The 17290-nt window shown below is 61.6% G+C and carries 18 protein-coding genes and 1 pseudogene; 7 read left to right on the top strand and 12 right to left on the bottom strand.

From position 1 onward, the window contains the following. Nucleotides 1–118: 118 nt before the first annotated feature. On the top strand, nt 119–2416 hold the full coding sequence (locus NL154_RS04150; protein ID WP_434733639.1) for a PBP1A family penicillin-binding protein: 2298 nt from the start codon (nt 119–121) through the stop codon (nt 2414–2416). Between the two features lie 30 nt (nt 2417–2446). Here the strand turns inward: NL154_RS04150 and NL154_RS04145 are convergent, their stop codons facing one another. Beyond that, nucleotides 2447–3313, bottom strand: a complete 867-nt coding sequence (locus tag NL154_RS04145; protein WP_434733638.1) for a LysR family transcriptional regulator — start codon at nt 3311–3313, stop codon at nt 2447–2449. Nucleotides 3314–3384: 71 nt separating this feature from the next. Between NL154_RS04145 and NL154_RS04140 the strand changes: the two genes are divergently transcribed. After that, nucleotides 3385–4356, top strand: coding sequence for a quinone oxidoreductase family protein (locus NL154_RS04140; RefSeq protein ID WP_434733637.1), 972 nt, complete (start codon nt 3385–3387; stop codon nt 4354–4356). A gap of 207 nt (nt 4357–4563) precedes the next feature. Then, entirely contained in the window at nt 4564–5517 is a 954-nt protein-coding gene (locus tag NL154_RS04135; protein ID WP_210628720.1) for an NmrA/HSCARG family protein, read from the top strand. A gap of 60 nt (nt 5518–5577) precedes the next feature. Here the strand turns inward: NL154_RS04135 and NL154_RS04130 are convergent, their stop codons facing one another. Next, complete coding sequence (locus NL154_RS04130) at nt 5578–6498, bottom strand: LysR family transcriptional regulator (RefSeq protein ID WP_210628721.1); 921 nt, start codon at nt 6496–6498, stop codon at nt 5578–5580. A gap of 102 nt (nt 6499–6600) precedes the next feature. Then, on the bottom strand, nt 6601–7638 hold the full coding sequence (locus tag NL154_RS04125; protein WP_221164303.1) for a LacI family DNA-binding transcriptional regulator: 1038 nt from the start codon (nt 7636–7638) through the stop codon (nt 6601–6603). A 562-nt stretch (nt 7639–8200) separates the two neighbouring features. On the opposite strand from NL154_RS04125, the gene NL154_RS04120 reads away from it, so the two are divergent. Further along, the gene (locus NL154_RS04120; RefSeq protein WP_434733636.1) at nt 8201–9700 is read left to right on the top strand and encodes a DegQ family serine endoprotease; all 1500 of its coding nucleotides are present in this window, start codon (nt 8201–8203) and stop codon (nt 9698–9700) included. Between the two features lie 403 nt (nt 9701–10103). Then, the gene (locus NL154_RS04115; RefSeq protein WP_210628724.1) at nt 10104–10304 is read left to right on the top strand and encodes a hypothetical protein; all 201 of its coding nucleotides are present in this window, start codon (nt 10104–10106) and stop codon (nt 10302–10304) included. A 164-nt stretch (nt 10305–10468) separates the two neighbouring features. On the opposite strand, the gene NL154_RS04110 is transcribed toward NL154_RS04115, so the two are convergent. From NL154_RS04110 to NL154_RS04080, 7 genes and pseudogenes are all read right to left on the bottom strand, one after another. Next, entirely contained in the window at nt 10469–10654 is a 186-nt protein-coding gene (locus NL154_RS04110) for a hypothetical protein (RefSeq protein ID WP_082240273.1), read from the bottom strand. A gap of 182 nt (nt 10655–10836) precedes the next feature. Continuing rightward, nucleotides 10837–11265 carry a DUF1515 domain-containing protein gene (locus NL154_RS04105; protein WP_210628725.1) on the bottom strand — a complete coding sequence of 143 codons (429 nt, stop codon included), beginning with the start codon at nt 11263–11265 and terminating at the stop codon, nt 10837–10839. Nucleotides 11266–11277: 12 nt separating this feature from the next. Then, the gene (locus NL154_RS04100; RefSeq protein WP_434733635.1) at nt 11278–13134 is read right to left on the bottom strand and encodes a hypothetical protein; all 1857 of its coding nucleotides are present in this window, start codon (nt 13132–13134) and stop codon (nt 11278–11280) included. Continuing rightward, nucleotides 13131–13358 carry a hypothetical protein gene (locus NL154_RS04095; protein WP_210631674.1) on the bottom strand — a complete coding sequence of 76 codons (228 nt, stop codon included), beginning with the start codon at nt 13356–13358 and terminating at the stop codon, nt 13131–13133. The genes NL154_RS04100 and NL154_RS04095 overlap by 4 nt, the downstream gene beginning before the upstream one ends. A 4-nt stretch (nt 13359–13362) precedes the next feature. Next, nucleotides 13363–13725 carry a DUF2486 family protein gene (locus NL154_RS04090; protein ID WP_434733634.1) on the bottom strand — a complete coding sequence of 121 codons (363 nt, stop codon included), beginning with the start codon at nt 13723–13725 and terminating at the stop codon, nt 13363–13365. Further along, nucleotides 13725–14189, bottom strand: a complete 465-nt coding sequence (locus tag NL154_RS04085) for a lysozyme (protein ID WP_434733633.1) — start codon at nt 14187–14189, stop codon at nt 13725–13727. The genes NL154_RS04090 and NL154_RS04085 overlap by 1 nt, the downstream gene beginning before the upstream one ends. Continuing rightward, nucleotides 14164–14366: pseudogene (locus NL154_RS04080) on the bottom strand (hypothetical protein). Before NL154_RS04080 ends, NL154_RS04085 begins: the two are co-directional and overlap by 26 nt. A gap of 202 nt (nt 14367–14568) precedes the next feature. Between NL154_RS04080 and NL154_RS04075 the strand changes: the two are divergent. Beyond that, nucleotides 14569–15105: a hypothetical protein gene (locus NL154_RS04075; protein WP_434733632.1), complete on the top strand. Its 537-nt coding sequence runs from the start codon at nt 14569–14571 to the stop codon at nt 15103–15105. 127 nt (nt 15106–15232) lie between these two features. After that, the gene (locus tag NL154_RS04070) at nt 15233–15916 is read left to right on the top strand and encodes a methyltransferase family protein (protein WP_210628730.1); all 684 of its coding nucleotides are present in this window, start codon (nt 15233–15235) and stop codon (nt 15914–15916) included. A 91-nt stretch (nt 15917–16007) separates the two neighbouring features. On the opposite strand, the gene NL154_RS04065 is transcribed toward NL154_RS04070, so the two are convergent. Together NL154_RS04065 and NL154_RS04060 are read right to left on the bottom strand one after the other, a co-directional pair. Further along, nucleotides 16008–16208 (bottom strand): hypothetical protein, encoded by a 201-nt coding sequence (locus NL154_RS04065; RefSeq protein ID WP_434734142.1) that lies wholly within the window; start codon nt 16206–16208, stop codon nt 16008–16010. 72 nt (nt 16209–16280) lie between these two features. After that, on the bottom strand, nt 16281–17288 hold the full coding sequence (locus NL154_RS04060; protein WP_434733631.1) for a hypothetical protein: 1008 nt from the start codon (nt 17286–17288) through the stop codon (nt 16281–16283). Nucleotides 17289–17290 lie beyond the last annotated feature (2 nt).

The raw sequence follows: 17290 nt of genomic DNA, 5'->3' as shown, positions 1-17290 counted from the left end.
ACGCCCACCGCCCGGGTGGCGCTCAGTGGGGTCCGGAAGTGTTGGCCCTTTTGCGGTGGAACACGCACCATCACCCCGCTATAAAGAACATGCTGCATTAGCCTTCTAGCGGTAACCGATGCCCAATTCTCCCGATTCCTCAGGTGAAAGCGTTAGCAGCACGAGCTCGGGTCGCAATCAGACAGCAGATCCGGCGGCGCAAGCGGCTGCCTCGGATTCACCGGTAAGCACTGAAGTCGACGCTCAGCAACCGCCCCGTGGATCCTTCGGCCAAACCAGACAGGCCGCGAGCAATCTATTCCGTGCGCTGCGTCACGATTTGCAGGCAAGTTCTGCGTTGGCGAAGAGCAGGACGGCCGCTTCGGTTTTGAGGCGGAAGCTGAGGAGGTCGATGGGCCTGGTAGCCGCATCAGCGCCAATCATGTGGATGACCGCTGCTCTAGCCAAAGCCCGGCGCCGAATTCGCAATCGACGTGCCGATCCGGTTGAAAACAGCCATCGCCGGCCGCTTCTGGCGGGCTGGTGGAAATTCGCTATGGGGTCGGCGTTGCTTGTCTGCCTCCTCGTAACCAGTGTGCTGGTGTGGGCACTGAAAGACGTGCCCTGGAGCGAAATCCGGGATGGAACCTTGAAGCCGGTCGTGGTGCTGGAAACCGCCGACGGCGCGCCATTGGTGAGACAGGGGCCTTATCAAGGACCATATGCCCGATACGACCAGTTTCCACCCCGTCTGATCGATGCCGTCCTGTCGATCGAGGACCGCCGGTTCATGGACCATTTCGGCGTCGATCCCAGGGGCATCGGCAGGGCGTTTCTGCGCAACCTGGAGGCTGGCTCGGTGGTGGAGGGTGGCAGCACGATCACCCAGCAACTCATCAAGCTGCAATATCTCGACAGCGATCGAACGATAAAACGAAAGATACAGGAAGTCGTCATCGCATTCTGGCTGGAGTGGAAGCTCGGCAAGCGGGAAATCCTGACGCGCTATCTCAACAGCGTCTATCTTGGCGCCGGCGCCACCGGCATGCCAGCCGCCGCGCGGATCTATTTCAACAAGGATATCGGCGACCTTGACCTGCCGGAGTCGGCGATGCTGGCGGGGTTGCTGCGGGCGCCCAGCCAATGGAACCCAATCGACAATTTCGAAGGCGCCCGGCAGCGCACCATGGTCGTTCTCGACGCGATGACGGCCAATGGCAAGATCACAGCGCAGGAGGCGGCGGAGGCCAAGGGGAGCTTTGCCAGGCTGCACCCAACGACGCCGACGCCGCGCTCGGGAAGCTGGTTTGCCGACTGGATTTCGCCGCAGGCGAGCGAAATCGCCGGCTCCTCGCCAGGGTCGACGACAGTGCGCACCACGCTGGTGCCGCAGTTGCAACAGATCGCCGAAAGGATCGTGAAGAGGTCCTTGGACGGTGAAGGAAAAACCGTGGGAGCATCGCAGGCCGCGTTGGTTGCGATGACGCCGGACGGCGCGGTCGTCGCCATGGTCGGCGGGCGTGACTACAAGGCAAGCCAGTTCAATCGCGCCGTCACTGCGATGCGCCAGCCGGGCTCCACCTTCAAGCTATTCGTCTACTACGCAGCATTGAAGGCTGGGCTCACCTTGTCTGACCAGATTCTGGACGCGCCAATCGAAATCGACGGCTGGTCGCCGGAAAATTCCGGCGGCAATTATAGTGGGTGGGTGACGCTCGCCGAGGCGTTCGCGCGATCGCTCAATGCCGCGTCGGTGGCGCTTGCCCAAGAAGTCGGTCTGGACAATGTGATTGCCGCGGCGCGCGAACTCGGCATTGATGCGCCACTGGCCGACACGCCGTCCTTGGCGCTCGGTACCTCCGAAGTCAATCTGCTCAATCTCACCAGCGCCTATGCGTCCGTCCAACTCGGCAAGGCCCCCGTCAAGCCCTGGGGTATCATCGACTTCCAAGCCGCAGGGCAGCCCAAGGCCTTTCGCGTTGGCGCACAATCCAAGCCGGGCGTCGATCTTTCGCCTTACCAGTCCGATCTCCTCGGACTGCTGCAGTTGGTGGTCGAGCGCGGCACCGGACGTGGAGCAGACCCCGGCACGTTTGCGGCCGGCAAGACCGGCACCAGCCAGAACAATCGTGATGCCTGGTTCATCGGCTTCACGGACGCCCTCGTCGTCGGCGTCTGGGTTGGCAATGATGATGATGCGCCGATGAAGGGGGTGACGGGCGGCGCCCTGCCGGCCCATATCTGGCGGGACTTCATCCGCGAGGCGACGACCGAACCGAGCCTGAACGGCGTGCGATCGACCGAAGCAGTCGTCGATGGTCAGGGCGCACCGCAGTCTTGTAACATCACGGCCTGCTCGCGCAGCTACCGCTCCTTTCGCCCGTCCGATTGTACCTATCAGCCCTATTCCGGCGGCCGACGGCTCTGCGAAAAGTGATGTGTTTCGGCAGAGATTCAACCGCGGGGACTACCTGCCCAGAGCGTTTTTCAGCGCATCGACGACGACGCGGACGGAGGGAACGTCCTTGATATCAGCATGGACCACCAGCCAGACCTCTCTCGTCAACGGCCGTTCGGTCACGATGCGCTGAAGACCGCTCGACTCCGCGACGGCGAAATCGGGGAGCATGACGACACCTGCACCAAGGCTTGCAGCTGCGGCCTGAAACTCCAGAACGGACGACCTCACAGCGATCGGCCGGCCGGCGGCCAGTTCGAGCAGCCGCAACTGCTGCGGTGAGGCATTCATGGTTTCGTCGTAACCGATGAAGGTCCAGTCCGACGGTGGAACCGTTTCGAGATAGGCCTTCGATGCGTAGAGATGGAAGCTCGTCTCGCCGAGCTTGGCGATCGCGTAATCTCCCTCCTCCGGACGGGACATTCGCACGGCGACATCCGCCTCCCGCCGGTTGAGCGAGGCGAGCCGCTTTTCTCCGACGAGCGTGATCTCAACGCCGGGATGGTCTCGCCTGACGGCTGCGATCGGTTTTGCAAGCCGCATGCTTGAGAGCGCTGGAGGTGCGCTGATCCTGACATGGCCGCGCAATTCCGTGGCGCTGCTGCGACCAAGCTGCTCGATGGCCGCTGTCTGGACGGCGACGAGAGCCGCGTGCCTGGCGACCTGCTCTCCGTCCGAAGTCAGGATGATGCGGCGTCCGCGGCGGTCCACGAGTTTACGTCCGAGACCGGCTTCAAGCGACGAAACGCGCCGACTGATAGTGGCATGTTCGACGCCGAGTTGTCTTGCGGCGCCAAGCAAGGTCCCCGACTGCGCGAGCGCCAGGAAATGCCGAAGGTCATCCCAATCGAGTTTTGTGAAATCTCTCCCAATCATTGTGCAGCAATAGGGAATTTTCACCCATTTCGCCATCGCTTAATTTGTCCGAAACAAGGAGAGCACGAGCGATGACTGACCAGATCATTTGGCTGAACACCCCCGGTGAGATCACCCAGTTCCATGTCGAGCAGCACCAGTGTGACGGTCCCGGCGATGGCGAGATCAGAATCCGTCATGAGGCGATCGGAACAAACTTTCTCGACATTTATCACCGGAAAGGCATCTATCAGCTGCCGTCCTACCCCGCGGTGATCGGCGCCGAAGCGGCTGGAATCGTCGAGACCGTCGGTCCGGGCGTCTCAATGTTCGAGAGAGGTGATCGCGTCGCCTATGCCGGGCCTCCGGTCGGCGCCTATCGTTCCGCGCGCAACATTGCCGCTGAAAGGGCGATCAAGCTGCCGAATACCGTTTCGACAAAAACGGCGGCGAGTTCGCTCCTCAAAGGCATGACCGCCTACATGTTGTTGCAGAAGATCTATAATGTGCGTGCCGGAAACCACGTTCTGATCCATGCGGCCGCGGGCGGGCTCGGCAGCATCCTCGTTCGCTGGGCCAAATCGCTCGAAGCCACCGTGATCGGCACGGTCGGCTCCTCCGAAAAAGCAGCCCTCGCCGTATCCTGTGGAGCCGATCATCTGATCGTCGGACGCGGCGCCGATATCGTCGCTGAAGTGAAGCGGCTGACGAACGGGCTCGGCGTCGACGTCGCCTATGACGGGATCGGCGGCGAGACGCTTCTCAAGAGCATACGTTCCGTCCGCCCATTCGGCATGGCTGTCACCATCGGTCAGGCCGCCGGCGCCATTCCACCGGTGCCTGTCGAGGAACTTCGCCCGGGCAAGGCCCTCTGCCATCCGAGCATCATGGCCTGGTGCGCTGACGTCGGACAGTATCGCGAGGCTGCTCTGGCTGCCATCGGGGCGATGGAAACAGGCATCGTTTCGCAGATCGGTGCCGAATACCGTTTGGCCGACGTTGCGACGGCGCACGAAGAGATGGAATCCGGGCGCGCGGCGGGCAGTATCCTGCTGATCCCTTGATTCATTCGGGAAAGAACGCCGGCATGCGCCCGCGATCTATCCGAAAAATGGCATTATCTTATTCATTCCGCCCGTCTACAGCGACAAAACGTGCTTCGGTAGAGTGCCGCCATCGAGGTGGGCAATCGGCAACGGGGCACGCGCCCCCCTGCCTCGCAAAGACGCCGGCCTGTCCGGCCGCGTCGAGTGACGGGAAAGGATGAAGACATGTCTACAGACAACAAGCCACTGATCGCAGTCACGGGTGCAACGAGCAAACAGGGACGCAGCGTCGTTGCCACGCTTCTTGAAAGCCGACGTTTCCGTGTCCGTGCTCTCACCCGAAGAAAGGATTCGCCCGAAGCCTTGCGTCTTGAGAAACTCGGCGCTGAAATCGCCGCCGTGCCCCTCGAACTCGGTCTTCAGAAGGAGTTCGTCGCGGCATTCAGGGGCGCGGATGGGGCGTTTCTGATGACGCCGCCGATCGCCCCGCCGGAGACGACCGAAGCTCCCCTCGGCCGGCAACTGGCGGATGCGGCCGTGGAGGCCGGCGTCGGGCACATTGTTTTCAGCACGCTGGAGAATGTCGACAAGATCACCGGTGGAACGAAATATGCGCCGCATTTTACCGACAAGGCGCGCGTTGCAGATTACATACGCGGCCTGCCGATCTCTCATTCCTTCGTCATGCTGGCATTCTTCTACACAAACCTCATCGAGTATTATGCGCCGCGCATGGAAGGCGACACCCTGCTCTTGCCGATTTATCTTCCGGAAGATTTCAGCGCGCCCTTCGTCGATCCGCTGACGGCGACCGGGCCCGTTGTCCTCGAGATCTTCTCGCACCCCGAGCGCTACAACGGCAAAACGCTGCCGATCGTCGGCGATGTCATCTCCCCGCGGGAGATGGTCGAAACCTTCCAGCGCGTCACCGGCCTCAAGGCCGAGTATCGAGATGCTTTCACCAGGGATGGCCTGCTCCGCTATTTTCCGGAACTCGCCGCCAACGAATTTCTCGTTCGAGAGATTCTCGGGATGGTCGAATATGCGGTCGAATATGGCTATTTCGGCAAGGAACACGATCTCGAATGGAGCCGCCGGCTCAATCCCGAGACGCTCAACTGGGAGCAGTTTCTGCGCAAGACGGGATGGCGCGGCGACAAGCGGTCTTTCGGAGGTTGAAGCCTGTTTCGCAAAAGCGGGGCGGCGGTTCCGTGGCAACGGCATGTTTGAAGCAAAGACTTACGACGGCCGGATTCCCGGCAGCTTGGCAATCTCCGCGGCAAGAAAGTCGACGAGGAGCCGAACGCGGGCAATGGCTGCACGCTCCGGAACAATCAGCAAGCTCACCGGAACCGGCAAAGGCCTGTAGTCTCCAAGCACCACCTCGAGCCGGCCGTCGTCCAGAAGATCTTGAATCAGCCAGAGATGTGTCGGACCGATGCCGCGTCCGGCAGCAAGAGCCTCGCGCGCCGCAAGCCCATGATCGACACGCAACCGACCGCCGACCGGGATGATCAGGCTGGCGCCATCGGGAGAGGAAAGAAGGAGTTGATTGCTGCCTGCCACGTTCGACATCACGATGGTTTCGTAGCGTGACAGATCGGCCGGGCGCTCCGGCCGTCCCCGGGCGGACAAATAGGCCGGAGCGCCGACCAGCAGCCGCTGGCTCTCCCCGACCGCATGGAGTTTCATTGAGCTGTCGGCGAGAGGTCCAAGGCGAAGCGCCACGTCAACGCCTTCACGAACGAGGTCGATGCGCTCGTCCGTCAAGTTGAGGTCGATGCGGATGTCCGGATGCCTGTCCTGGAAATCGAAGATCATTCGCGTGACATGCATCACACCGAGCGCTGCCGTACAGGAAAGCCGAACAGCGCCCGCCGGAGCCTGACGGGCATCTCTGGCTTCCTCGGCAGCCTGTTCGACCAGGCGCAAGATCTGCAGGCAGTTGGTATAATAGCGACTGCCCTCCTCCGTCAGGGTGACGCGACGGGTGGTGCGGCTGAGAAGCGGCACGCCGACAGCCTCCTCGAGTTCATTGAGGTGCCGCGTCACGGTGGATTGGCCGACGCCGAGCTCCCTTGCGACCATTGACAGGTTGCCGCGCTCGGCGACCCGAACAAAGGTGCGCATCCTGTCGAAGGACAATTCCGTCTTATCCATTTTTCAGCACAGTGATCGCCATCCGCTCCATATACGGAATAATCCTTGCTGTGCCCAGGCATCAAGTCCAACTCCACTTCCATTATGGCGGCACGTGCCAGATTATCGCGTCGAACCGCGCGGCACGATCGAAAAGCCGCAATTGACCCTGTCTTCGTCGGGCGGCTCGTCGTGGATGACGCGCAGCAGCATGTCGGCGACGCGGTTGCCGATGTCGTAGCGCGGGATATGCACCGTCGTCAGCGACGGCTCGATGAAGGGCGAAAATTCCAGATCGTTGAAGCCGCAGATGCCGACATCCTCCGGCACGCGGATGCCGCGCGCCTTGCATTCGATCAGCACGCCGAAGGCCAGTTCGTCGCTCTGGGCAAAGGCGGCATCGACATCGGGCACGCGCTCGAGCAGGCGGGAAAACAGCTCTCTGCCAAGGCCGATGCGGCTCGGCGCATCCCCGCCGATGATGAGATCGTCGTCGAACCGGCCGGCTTCCCGCATCACCGCCTCATAACCCTCGATGCGCCGGCGCGAGCGGACATCGGCGCCGCGGCCGATGAAGGCGATCCGACTATAGCCCCTCGACAGCAGAAAGCGGGTGGGCTCGGCGCCGGCCGCATGGTGATCAAGGCCGACGACCAGCCTTTGCGGCTCCTGGCTGAGATCGGTGATATGGGCGATGGGACAGGCGGCGCTCGCCATCAGCGGCAGAAGATCGCGATAGGATTCGGCGCCGGCGATGATGACGCCGGCCGGCTTCTGCGTCAGAATGGATTTCAGCAGCCCGGCTTCGCCCTCGCCATGGTGCAGCGTGCTGGAATATTGCACGGTGAACTCCGTGCCGCGGAAGCGATCCTCGATACCGATCATCAGGCCGGCGAAACCGTACTGATGCAGGGCGGGCGTGATGACGCCGATGGTGCCGTTGTGGCGGCCGGCCAGCGCCCGGGCGGCAAGATTGGGAATATAGCCCATCTCCTCGACCGTGCGCAGAATCTCCTCGCGCAGATCCTCCGAGACGATTTCCGGATTGCGCAAGGCGCGCGAAATGGTGATCGGGCTGACGCCCACCTTCTTCGCCACATCGCTCAGCTTCACCTGCATCCCGCGCTCGGCTTTCCGTCTCCGCTCAACCGAATTCTTCATCGCCCCTCAGATGCCGCCGACGAGACTCGCCTGCGGCCGATTCCCTGGTCATTACTTCCTGACCAAGAAATAATTTAGAGTCTACTAACTTTTATGTTTACAGCCGGTTCCTGAGATACGATTTCGATGGAAAGCGCGAGATGGCTTGCTTTGCGATGGGCGTTGAAGCGACGCTCGGATCACTGCACCGCCCTGAAATAGCTCATTAATCCTTGCGGCGGAGGCGGCCTTTGCCTGGCCAAATGCCCAGGCGATGCAGGTCAGAAACCCTTGTGATCCGGGCGGGAGCAGCGATTGACGCCAAGCCTTGGCAGCGAAGATTAAACGCATGTAATTTCTTACAAATCGGCAACATAAACATGATCAATATTTAATTTGTAAAGCCATCTGCCGCGCTCATATTTATACCGAGCGCGAATTCTTCTTCCCCTCCCCGATCGTCGCCTCCCCGGCGATCTGCGCCGGCGAACGGAGGAATTGGCGCGACCTCACCCGACGCCAGGTCCAAGACACGGAACCACGACGCCATCGCAATCCAACGCTCTCGCAAGGGACCCTCCCCATGTCACGCATCCACCGCAAACATTACGCCGCAGCGCTTGTCGGGGCCGCCGTCATCGCCGGCGCCGCCAGCCTCCCCTTCACCGTCAATTCGTCCAACGCCTTTGCCGCGCCTTCCGATACCGGCGGCGTTCTCGCCGCGAGCGGCTCCTTCGCCTCCGTCGTCGACGCCGACAAGCCTGCCGTCGTCACCATCACCACGACGATGAAGACGACGGATGTCAGCGCCGATCAGCAATCGCCGATGGACGAGCAGTTCCGCCAGTTCTTCGAGGATCAGGGCATTCCGCTGCCTCGCCCGGCGCCGCAGCATCGAGGTTCGGAACATGCGATGGCGCTCGGCTCCGGCTTCATCATCAGCGCCGACGGCGTGATCGTCACCAACAACCATGTCATCGACAATGCGCTCGACATCAAGGTGACGCTCGACGACGGCACGGAACTTCCGGCCAAGCTGATCGGCACCGATCCGAAATCCGATGTGGCCGTGTTGAAGGTCGAGGCGGGCAAGCCGCTGCAGACCGTCGCCTGGGGTGATTCCGACAGGCTGAATCTCGGCGACCAGATCCTGGCGATCGGCAACCCCTTCGGCATCGGCACCACGGTGACGGCGGGCATCGTCTCGGCCCGCGGCCGCGACCTGCATAGCGGGCCCTATGACGATTTCATCCAGATCGATGCGCCGATCAACCACGGCAATTCGGGCGGTCCGCTCGTCGATCGTGAGGGCAAGGTCGTCGGCATCAACACCGCCATCTATTCGCCGAACGGCGGCAGCGTCGGCGTCGGCTTCGCCATTCCCTCCGACGAGGCCAAGGAGATCGTCGCCAAGCTCGAGAAGGACGGTTCGATCAATCACGGCTATCTCGGCGTGCAGATCCAGCCGGTGACGAAAGACGTTGCCGATGCCGTCGGCCTCGACAAGACCGGCGGCGCGCTGGTGGCCGCCGTCTCCGCCGATACGCCGGCCGCCCATGCCGGCCTGAAGCCCGGCGACATCGTCACCTCGGTCGGCGGCGAGACCGTCAAGACGCCGAAGGACCTGTCGCGCCTCGTCGCCGATCTTTCGCCGGGCACGCGGAAATCGCTCGGCGTCTGGCGCGACGGCAAGGCCATCGATCTCAACGTCACCGTCGGCGCCAATGCCGACGGCCAGAAGCAGGCCTCGGCGGCAAGCCCGGAAGCGCAGGGCCAGGCCTCCGGCCAGCCGAGCCTCGGCATCGGCCTTGCCGAGCTGACGCCCGATGTGCGCCAGCAGCTCAACCTGCCGCGCTCGGTCAGCGGCGCGCTGGTCGCCAGCGTCAATCCGGACAAATCGGCCGCTGCCGCCGGCATTCAGTCGGGCGATGTCATCGTCGCGGTCAACGACCGGCCGGTGCACAATGCCCGCGACGTCAAGGCCGCTATCGCCGAAGCCGGCAAGGCCGGCCGCAAATCCGTGCTGCTGCTCGTCGAACGCGACGGCAGTAAGACCTTCATTGCTGTGCCACTTGCCGCCTGAGGACAGCCGTGGCACAAGGCCTGCAATGACGTCGCGATTTGCGGCTGCCGGCTGCGGCACAGAGCTGCGGCCGCCGGCCCTCGCAGCATATGGTAAATGGCGGCATTTCCCCTCGAAAAAGCAACAGACCGCCGGTTTTTCGTTCCGAAAAGCGACACGGAACCAAGGTGTTGCGCCATTACCTGACAGGTCCGCCGACGGCCAGTCAACTGCCGCTTTACCAATTAACCCTACTGGCTTACCTTAATATCAGCATCGACTTGAATACATCCCGCCCTGTGACATCGTATTTTCAATCGCTAATTTGTTCCGGCACGGCGCACCGGAATGGTGACCCGCTTTTCCCGAGAGGGACCGGCTTCATGCATCAGGCAGCGCGCAACATCAAACGGAGGGGTATGCCATGAATAACATCTTGGAATTTCGTGCCAAATGCCCGGACGACAAAAGCCTGGCCGACTGTCGGGAGGCGCTTGAACCGCAGGTGATGAAGATTGTCGCCGAGGCTGTCGGCAGGGGCTATCGGCCGGCCGAAGCAGCCATGGTGGTCGCCGATATCGCCGACGACTATATCCTGATGCTATCGCGCGAGCTGCGGCATTGACGGCTCGGCGTGCGCGGGCAGATCCGCACGCCGACACGCCGGAAACAAGGGAATCAGTGGACCGCGCAGCGCCTGCCGGGGTAGCAGGGGTACAGGAGACGAGACCAGCCGCGCGGCCCGGCGATCCAAACGCCGGATAGTTGCCGGAAGTTCCGGCTCCGGCGCTATCGCCATTTCGGCTGGGGCGGCGGCGCATTGGCCCGGATCTCATGCAGCGGCGCGTGAGACCCGAGCAGCTTTTTCAGCTTCTTCTCCTCCGCCGGGCCAATCCCAAACTTGCGGCAATGCTCGGCAACGTCATGCTCCCGGGGCCCGGGAACGCGAACTTGGCGGTTGCTCATGCTCTTCATGTCCGTTTCCTCCTTGAAGAGGATAACAAACAAAAGGCATTTTGGTTCGTTAGCAAAGTCTAATTTTAGCAAGGGGAGAAATACGGCACTATATCAGCCGAGCTGACGCCGTTTTGCTGCGTTTGACTTGCCGGCATTCGCCGTCAGTCGCCAGGCGCCAACAGCGCAAAGTTGGCGCCCGCTCAACTGATCTTCAGCCAATGCCTGAGTGCCGCCACCGCGCCATCGCTGGCATAGGCGATGACCCCGCCCGTCGTCAGCCCGGCGAAGGCGATCAGCCCTGAGATGCCATAGCCGATCGATTTCATCCGTTTCCACTCGTCGAGCGCCGGGCCGACCATCTCCTGGTTCTTCTCGACGGTTTCCTTGAGCGCCCTGATCTCGGCGCGGATCTGCGCGTTGGCTCCGCCTGTCATCGCCACCCTGGTATCGAGATGGGCGATCTGCCTTGCCTGTTCGTCGAGCCGCTTGTGGATCACGGCGCGGCCCTCATGGGCATTGGCCTTTTCGTCGCTCATCTCCTGGCGGAGCAGCGCGACGTTTTCCTCGATGCCGGTCAGCCTGCCCTCGACGCGCCCCAGAGCGCGCAGGATATCGTCATTGGATGTCATGGCGAGGCCACCTCAGAAATTGAATTTCAGCTTTTCGGACTGTGCAATGCCGCTCGAAATCCGGTCGATCATGATCGGCTGCGGGTGGATGAAGGATATCGGCGAAAGCTCCCCGACAGACGGCGCCGGACGCACCACCGACCCTACAGGCATGACCACTGCGCTCACGCCTTGATAGGTGATGACGTTGCCGGCGATGCTGGCGACGACCTGCGTGCTCAGGCGAGCCAGGCCGTCCGGACCGGAATAGATGTGCATCGTCTGCTCGGGCCTGAAGATGCTCGCATCCGCGACGACGATCTGGTTATAGGTGGTAACGCCGTCAGTTCCGGCCTGGGTGGTCAATGTCGTGCTCGCAAGCTCGAGCATGCCGGGCCAGACACCGCCTCTGGAGGGGGAGACCCAGGCTGCGTAGGTATCGATTGCCGCGTCGCAGCAAGCCGATGTCTGCGCAAGGATATCATCGCGAAGCCGCCATTTGCCCGAAGCGTCCGTTCCGTCCGACGGCCAGCTGTTGTTGGTTCCATAGACCTGATACTCGGCCCTGAGACCGAGATCGTTGCAGGTGATGGTCCCGGTCGCCGGCGAGGTGCCGCCGGCGAAATTGTAGGTGAAGGTGTTGGCGTCGAGGACCGATATCACATAGCTGCCGTTATAGGCCGTGGGCGCGGCGCCCGAAATACTGACGGTCTGGCCTGTCGCAAGTCCGTTGAGGCCGCTTGCGATGGTCGCCGTGGCAACCGTGCCGACCGAGGTCAGCGTGACGGTGCGTGTGATCGTCGTCCGCCCGAGCGGCGGGAAGGCGACGATTCTGACGCCGGCATATTCGCCGCGCAGGCGGGTGACCAGCGAGCGGTAGTTGGTCGTGAAGAACTGCGTATAGGTCGAGGCCGTGTCGTTCTGCCCCATCTGGTTTGCTATGACCGTGAACGGCCATTTATTGCCGTTGAAGGCGATGATTTCGCGAATGATGTCTCGGCGCCTGGTGGCGATCGAGGAGCCGCTGCCGGTATATTCGCGGACGGAGCCGGCGCCCGGCATGCCGATCAGGCAATGGGGAATGCGGCCCGGGCCGCCGTCCCTGTCGAGCCACCGGCGCAACCAGCCGAGATTGCCGCGCGCATCGGCTGCGGACGAATATTCCTGGCGCGCCTCGCCGATGCTGTCGACGAAAGCCAGCGCGACGGGCCTACCATCCCAATCGCCCTTGGCGACCATGAAATCGGCTCCCCAATATTGCGGCTGCGCTTGGGTGCCGTAGCCGGTATCGAGCGCGGCGGTGCTGTCGGCGAGCGGGCTGTCCTTGAAGGCAAGAAGGGTGGCGAGATCGCCGGCGCCCCAGACGCGTTCGCCGCGATGCTTCTGGATGCGATAGACCGGCCAGATCTTCTCGCCGACGGCGGTGTGATAAAACAGCCAGATTTCGATTTCGCTTTCCGGCGCGACGTCGGGAATGGTGAGCTCGTCCGTCCAGGCGCCGTTCGTCTGGTCGGCAACGGTCACCGTGTTCGCCCCGGCAAAGGTGCACGGGTAGAAGACGCCGGCGACGCGGACGAACATGGCGTCGGCGACCACGGAATTGCCCGGCGTGCCGATCGTGCCGGTGACGACGGTTTCCTGCGGCGAATTTCCGCCTTCCGTCGAGGCGAAGCCGGAGAGATGAAAGCGGAAGGTCCGCGTCTTATATTGCGGCGTGTTGACGACGATCTTGGTGCAGACATAGTTCGTGCCGGACGCGGCGGTGACGATCGCGCCCGACGGCATGCGGTTGCGGGTGGCGAAGAACATGTAGCGGTCGGGGTCTCCGGCGCTCCCGCCCGCGCCGTTCAGCATCGGATTGGCAAGGGCGAGCGAAATGGCATTCATCATCGGCGTGTTCCGTATCGGCTGGTGAGGTCATCATAGAATTTGACGCTGCGCTCCTGGCGGGCGTTCGCGCGGTCGAGCGCCTGGCGCTCGCGGGCGAGGATCGCAATCAGCGGCTCGCCTTCACGCACGGGCGCATGCGCTTCCTGCTTTCTGAGATCGTCGGGCAGCGGCGGCAGCACGATGCCGGCCGCGGCCTGCCCGCTCGCGACCGCCGCCTTGTTCAGGCGCTCAGTGGCGGAGCAGCCAGTCACGATCAGCAGCAGTGACAGCGCAAGAACGGTTCTTTTGCGAAAGCTGACGTTCATAGGATTGGATCTCGGTTTCGAGTGTGTCACGGGCGGCCTGCTCGGCGGCCTCCGCGGCCATAAGGCGCTTGCGGTGCTCTTCGCTGGCGAGCGACGCGGCGTTGCGCTGGCGTTCCATCTCGGCCGCCCGTGCATCTGCCGCGGTCTTTTCGGACATGAGGACGTAACCGGCGCGCGCCTGGCGCGCCGCAGAGGGGTAGCCGATCGAGACCGCATAGAGGTGATAGATGGCAAGGCCGGCGGCGATGCCGGCGCCCATCTTCAGCGCGTCGAGAAGGCCGAACATCAGATGCCCTCCAGGCAGAAGGCGCGCTCCTTCTGCCGGCGACGCGTCAGGCCGGGAAAGGTGATACCGCCGGCGCGGTTCCATTTGAGGAGCGCCTCGCAGCCCTCGGCCGTCCTGCCCTGGTTGATGAGCTTGACCGCGCTCGAGCCGCAGGCCGCCCTGATGCCGACATTGTAGGCGAACGAGGTCAGCGCCACGAAGCGGGCATCCGGAAGCGGGACGGTGACGCACTGCTCTATGCCATTGGCGTACCGCTGCAGCTCGAGCGAAAGCAGCGCCCTGCACTCTCCCACCGTCTTATGGTCGCCCGGCTTCACGCCATTGGTGCTGCCGTAGCAGATCGTCCACGGCTGGCCCTGGGTGGCAGGGTCCGGATAGGCATGCTGCCGGAGCCCTTCGAAGCTTCCGACCAAAGCAACGGCCATCGCGGCCGCGGCGCTACCTTTCTGCAGGCGGTTTGCCATTCAGTTCTCCTGAAATTTTCTGCTGGAAGACGATGCGGGCGACGATCGCCGCCGCGGTGAAAAGACCCGACGTGGCCGATATGGCGAGCTCGATGTGGAGGTTGCGCAACACCCAGGTTGCGGCGACGAGGTGTAGTGTGGCCTGAAGACGATGCAGAGCGGCAGCGAAAGGGCCATCAGCCGCACCAACCAGGCGTGTTTCAGCACCTCGCGCCACCGATGTTCATGAAATCGCCTCGTTAAGGTGGATAAGTTTTGTGGAAGGTTGCAAATCGCCGCAGCCGGAGTCATTCATGCCGCGCCGATCGAGCGATAAGCCTTGCTCAAGCATTTGCGAATATTCTGCCTGGAACCAGAGCTTGCCGAAGGAGGAAAGCGAATGCGAATCTTGGTTCTGACTTTTGTTCGTCTCGGACCTGCTTTGGTCTATGCCATCGGTGCGGTATTTGCCGCCAGCATGCTACTGCTGGCCATGTATCCATCACGCCCGTTTGTTTGGGAGCTTTACCTGACGCTGCTGCCGGTGCTGCGCCTGCCTCTCATGTTACTCAGCGCGGCAGGGATGGGACCGTGGGAACTTCTCGCTGCGTTTGCATCGATGACGATTTTCGGCATCTATCTTGCTTTTCATCCGAAACGGTTTCTTAGGGCGCGCTTCGTTCATGCGCATGTTGCGCTGCTCGGGCTGGTGCTTGCCAATGCCGCCGCAAGCACAGCCGAAGCAGGTCGCAGTGGGGCGTCACTCCCCGATGGCTATATCGACTGGTCACTGCCGTTGCCGACAGCGCTGATCGGAACCGCGTTGATCGTCGTGGCCGCGCTCGCCTGCGTTTTCACGCACGTCGAGATCATCCGCCGCATTCGCATCCGGGCCGGCATCGACCGGCTGCTGGCGCATCGCGTGTCATTGCATTGACGGACACCGCCGGCGGCGCGTCCGTGTAAGTCATATCCCCAATAGTTGGTATTCACCAATTTAAACGGTTGCGATTGCCATTTTCCGCAACCGTGCGAAGATGCGTCCAAACAACGCGGGGGCACCAATGAACAATCGACACTTGATTATTGCAGATGTCATCGGCAGGATTGGCATCTGCTCCTATTCAATACTTGTTGTGTGGACCAAGATCGCTCGGACGATGACGACCGGCGACTATCCGTCCCAAGGCGTCGTATTCCTGATAGCTGAGATCGCTGCGATCTTATTTATCGGCATGATGTGTGTCGTGACCCTGACGAGAATGCCCCAGGTGCGGTCTGCGCGCGGCGTTGAACCATACCTGACGGCGATGGGAGGCACCTTCCTCTTCCTGCTGATCGCCTTCCTGCCTCCGCCAATGGCGTTGCCAGATGCTGTGCGCCTTGCCGCAATGGTTCTGATGATCGTCGGCTTCCTTTCATCGGCATATATGCTTGCGATCCTCGGCCGCAGTTTCAGCATAGCACCTGGCGCAAGAGCTCTGGTCACAACGGGGCCATATTCCATCGTCCGGCACCCGCTCTATCTGACCGAGGAGATATTCATTATCGGAATGATCCTGTTCAGCTTTTCTCCGTGGACGGTATTTCTCGGAATCGTGCATTGGTGTCTGCAACTTCGCCGAATGAGTAACGAAGAGACGGTGCTCCGGGCGGCATTCCCAGACTACCGGTCGTATGCCTCGCGCGTCCCCAGGGTGATTCCGTTTTTGCCCATGCGCGGCAAACGCGCCACGACCATTGGATAAGGGGAACCGCGCCGCCGCGTCGGACCCTCAGTCCTCGGTGACGGTCGACGCGGTCGTCAGGCGCGGCGTAACGGCCATCGCGGCCGCGGCGTTACCTGTCTGTAGACGGTTTGTCATTCAGTTCTCCGGAGATTTTCTGCTGGACGAAAATGCGGGCGACGATTGCCGCCGCAGCGAAGAGCCCCGATGCCGTGGAAAGGGCGATCTGGATGTAGAGGTTGCGCGACACCCAGGTTGCGGCGACGAAATTGATGACGGGCTCAAGGACGATGAAGAGCAGCGCCAGCGCCATCAGACGGACGGACCAGGCGTGCTTCAGCACCTCGCGCCGTAAGCGTCCGGTCGGAAGTGTTTTGCCCTCATATCAATGAATTCTGTCCCGATACACCGATCGATATCCGCGCGATCGAAGGAGTGCGTCTATGTCAGCGTCGCGTCGCAACCCATAACCACACAGGTCTACTGCTGTAAGTGTAGGTGGCAACGAAGCTGTCAGGAAAGCCTGAGGTTCGATGGCGGTCCTGTCGATGAACAAGCTTGTAAGTTTTTCCAACCCAGCGATGGTCACTTGCTCCAGCACCTTGCAATTACTGACATGAACCTTTTGAAGCGCAACATTCTTAGTAAGGTCGAGACTTGCGATCTTGGCTTGATCTTCCACCTTCAGCATCCGAAGTGCTGGGAATAGAGAACAATCGAGGCGTGTAAGGCCCTTGACCCGTATAACTTCGAGATCATCGACGTGGAAATGGCTCACTTCATCCAGGTTATCGCGGCCGCCTAGCATCAATTTGAGTTGCTTCAGCCCCGCCATGCGGGAGACGAAAGCTAGGGAACTCTTTCGCGGAATTGAATTGAGCCACAACGATCGAATGCCGCCCATTTCTGCCAACACTTCGATGTTTTTGTGCTGCCCGTCGACGCTTAGCGTCCGCAGATTTGCAAAATCGCTCACTGGTTGGAGGTTCCAATCGGTCTTCCTGTTGGTGCCGATAAAGAGTGTGCTTGCGGCCTGAACACTCGGATAACGCAGTACCTGATCGTAGTTCGCCTCGAATACGTTGATGCCAAAAGTTTGCAGGGGTCGCATCGCTGCGATTGCATCGACATTGGCGAGAGGTTGCAGGCAATCCAAGAACAGCGAGCGGCACGCCGACAATCGCGATACCACCGCGCAGTCGATCGTGCTCGAATAGTGCCCATAGAACCTAATAGACACTGACTGCCCTGCACTGTGACAAATCTCGTCTACAACACTGAGGCGCGCATCGTCGTAGGCAGCAGGCTCTGAGAACTGGATACGGAAGTCCCTATCTGGCACGCCTCTGAGCAAGGTCCGCAATTCATCCAGCGACGGATTGTTGAAGAGCATTG

It is taken from the genome of Rhizobium sp. YTUHZ044 (assembly GCF_051123975.1).
GTDB lineage: Bacteria > Pseudomonadota > Alphaproteobacteria > Rhizobiales > Rhizobiaceae > Rhizobium.
The sequence above is the reverse complement of the archived record's forward strand: the minus strand, read 5'-3'. Positions and strand labels throughout refer to the sequence as shown.

Excerpts from the sequence above, each read along its gene's own strand:
- NL154_RS04070 (WP_210628730.1), top strand. The coding sequence starts at position 15,233 with ATGAACAATCGACACTTGATTATTGCAGATGTCATCGGCAGGATTGGC.
- NL154_RS04090 (WP_434733634.1), bottom strand. The coding sequence starts at position 13,725 with ATGTTCGGCCTTCTCGACGCGCTGAAGATGGGCGCCGGCATCGCCGCC.
- NL154_RS04120 (WP_434733636.1), top strand. The coding sequence starts at position 8,201 with ATGTCACGCATCCACCGCAAACATTACGCCGCAGCGCTTGTCGGGGCC.
- NL154_RS04105 (WP_210628725.1), bottom strand. The coding sequence starts at position 11,265 with ATGACATCCAATGACGATATCCTGCGCGCTCTGGGGCGCGTCGAGGGC.
- NL154_RS04115 (WP_210628724.1), top strand. The coding sequence starts at position 10,104 with ATGAATAACATCTTGGAATTTCGTGCCAAATGCCCGGACGACAAAAGC.
- NL154_RS04100 (WP_434733635.1), bottom strand. The coding sequence starts at position 13,134 with ATGATGAATGCCATTTCGCTCGCCCTTGCCAATCCGATGCTGAACGGC.
- NL154_RS04060 (WP_434733631.1), bottom strand. The coding sequence starts at position 17,288 with ATGCTCTTCAACAATCCGTCGCTGGATGAATTGCGGACCTTGCTCAGA.
- NL154_RS04075 (WP_434733632.1), top strand. The coding sequence starts at position 14,569 with ATGCGAATCTTGGTTCTGACTTTTGTTCGTCTCGGACCTGCTTTGGTC.
- NL154_RS04110 (WP_082240273.1), bottom strand. The coding sequence starts at position 10,654 with ATGAAGAGCATGAGCAACCGCCAAGTTCGCGTTCCCGGGCCCCGGGAG.
- NL154_RS04150 (WP_434733639.1), top strand. The coding sequence starts at position 119 with ATGCCCAATTCTCCCGATTCCTCAGGTGAAAGCGTTAGCAGCACGAGC.
- NL154_RS04125 (WP_221164303.1), bottom strand. The coding sequence starts at position 7,638 with ATGAAGAATTCGGTTGAGCGGAGACGGAAAGCCGAGCGCGGGATGCAG.
- NL154_RS04135 (WP_210628720.1), top strand. The coding sequence starts at position 4,564 with ATGTCTACAGACAACAAGCCACTGATCGCAGTCACGGGTGCAACGAGC.
- NL154_RS04065 (WP_434734142.1), bottom strand. The coding sequence starts at position 16,208 with ATGGCGCTGGCGCTGCTCTTCATCGTCCTTGAGCCCGTCATCAATTTC.
- NL154_RS04140 (WP_434733637.1), top strand. The coding sequence starts at position 3,385 with ATGACTGACCAGATCATTTGGCTGAACACCCCCGGTGAGATCACCCAG.
- NL154_RS04145 (WP_434733638.1), bottom strand. The coding sequence starts at position 3,313 with ATGATTGGGAGAGATTTCACAAAACTCGATTGGGATGACCTTCGGCAT.
- NL154_RS04085 (WP_434733633.1), bottom strand. The coding sequence starts at position 14,189 with ATGGCAAACCGCCTGCAGAAAGGTAGCGCCGCGGCCGCGATGGCCGTT.
- NL154_RS04130 (WP_210628721.1), bottom strand. The coding sequence starts at position 6,498 with ATGGATAAGACGGAATTGTCCTTCGACAGGATGCGCACCTTTGTTCGG.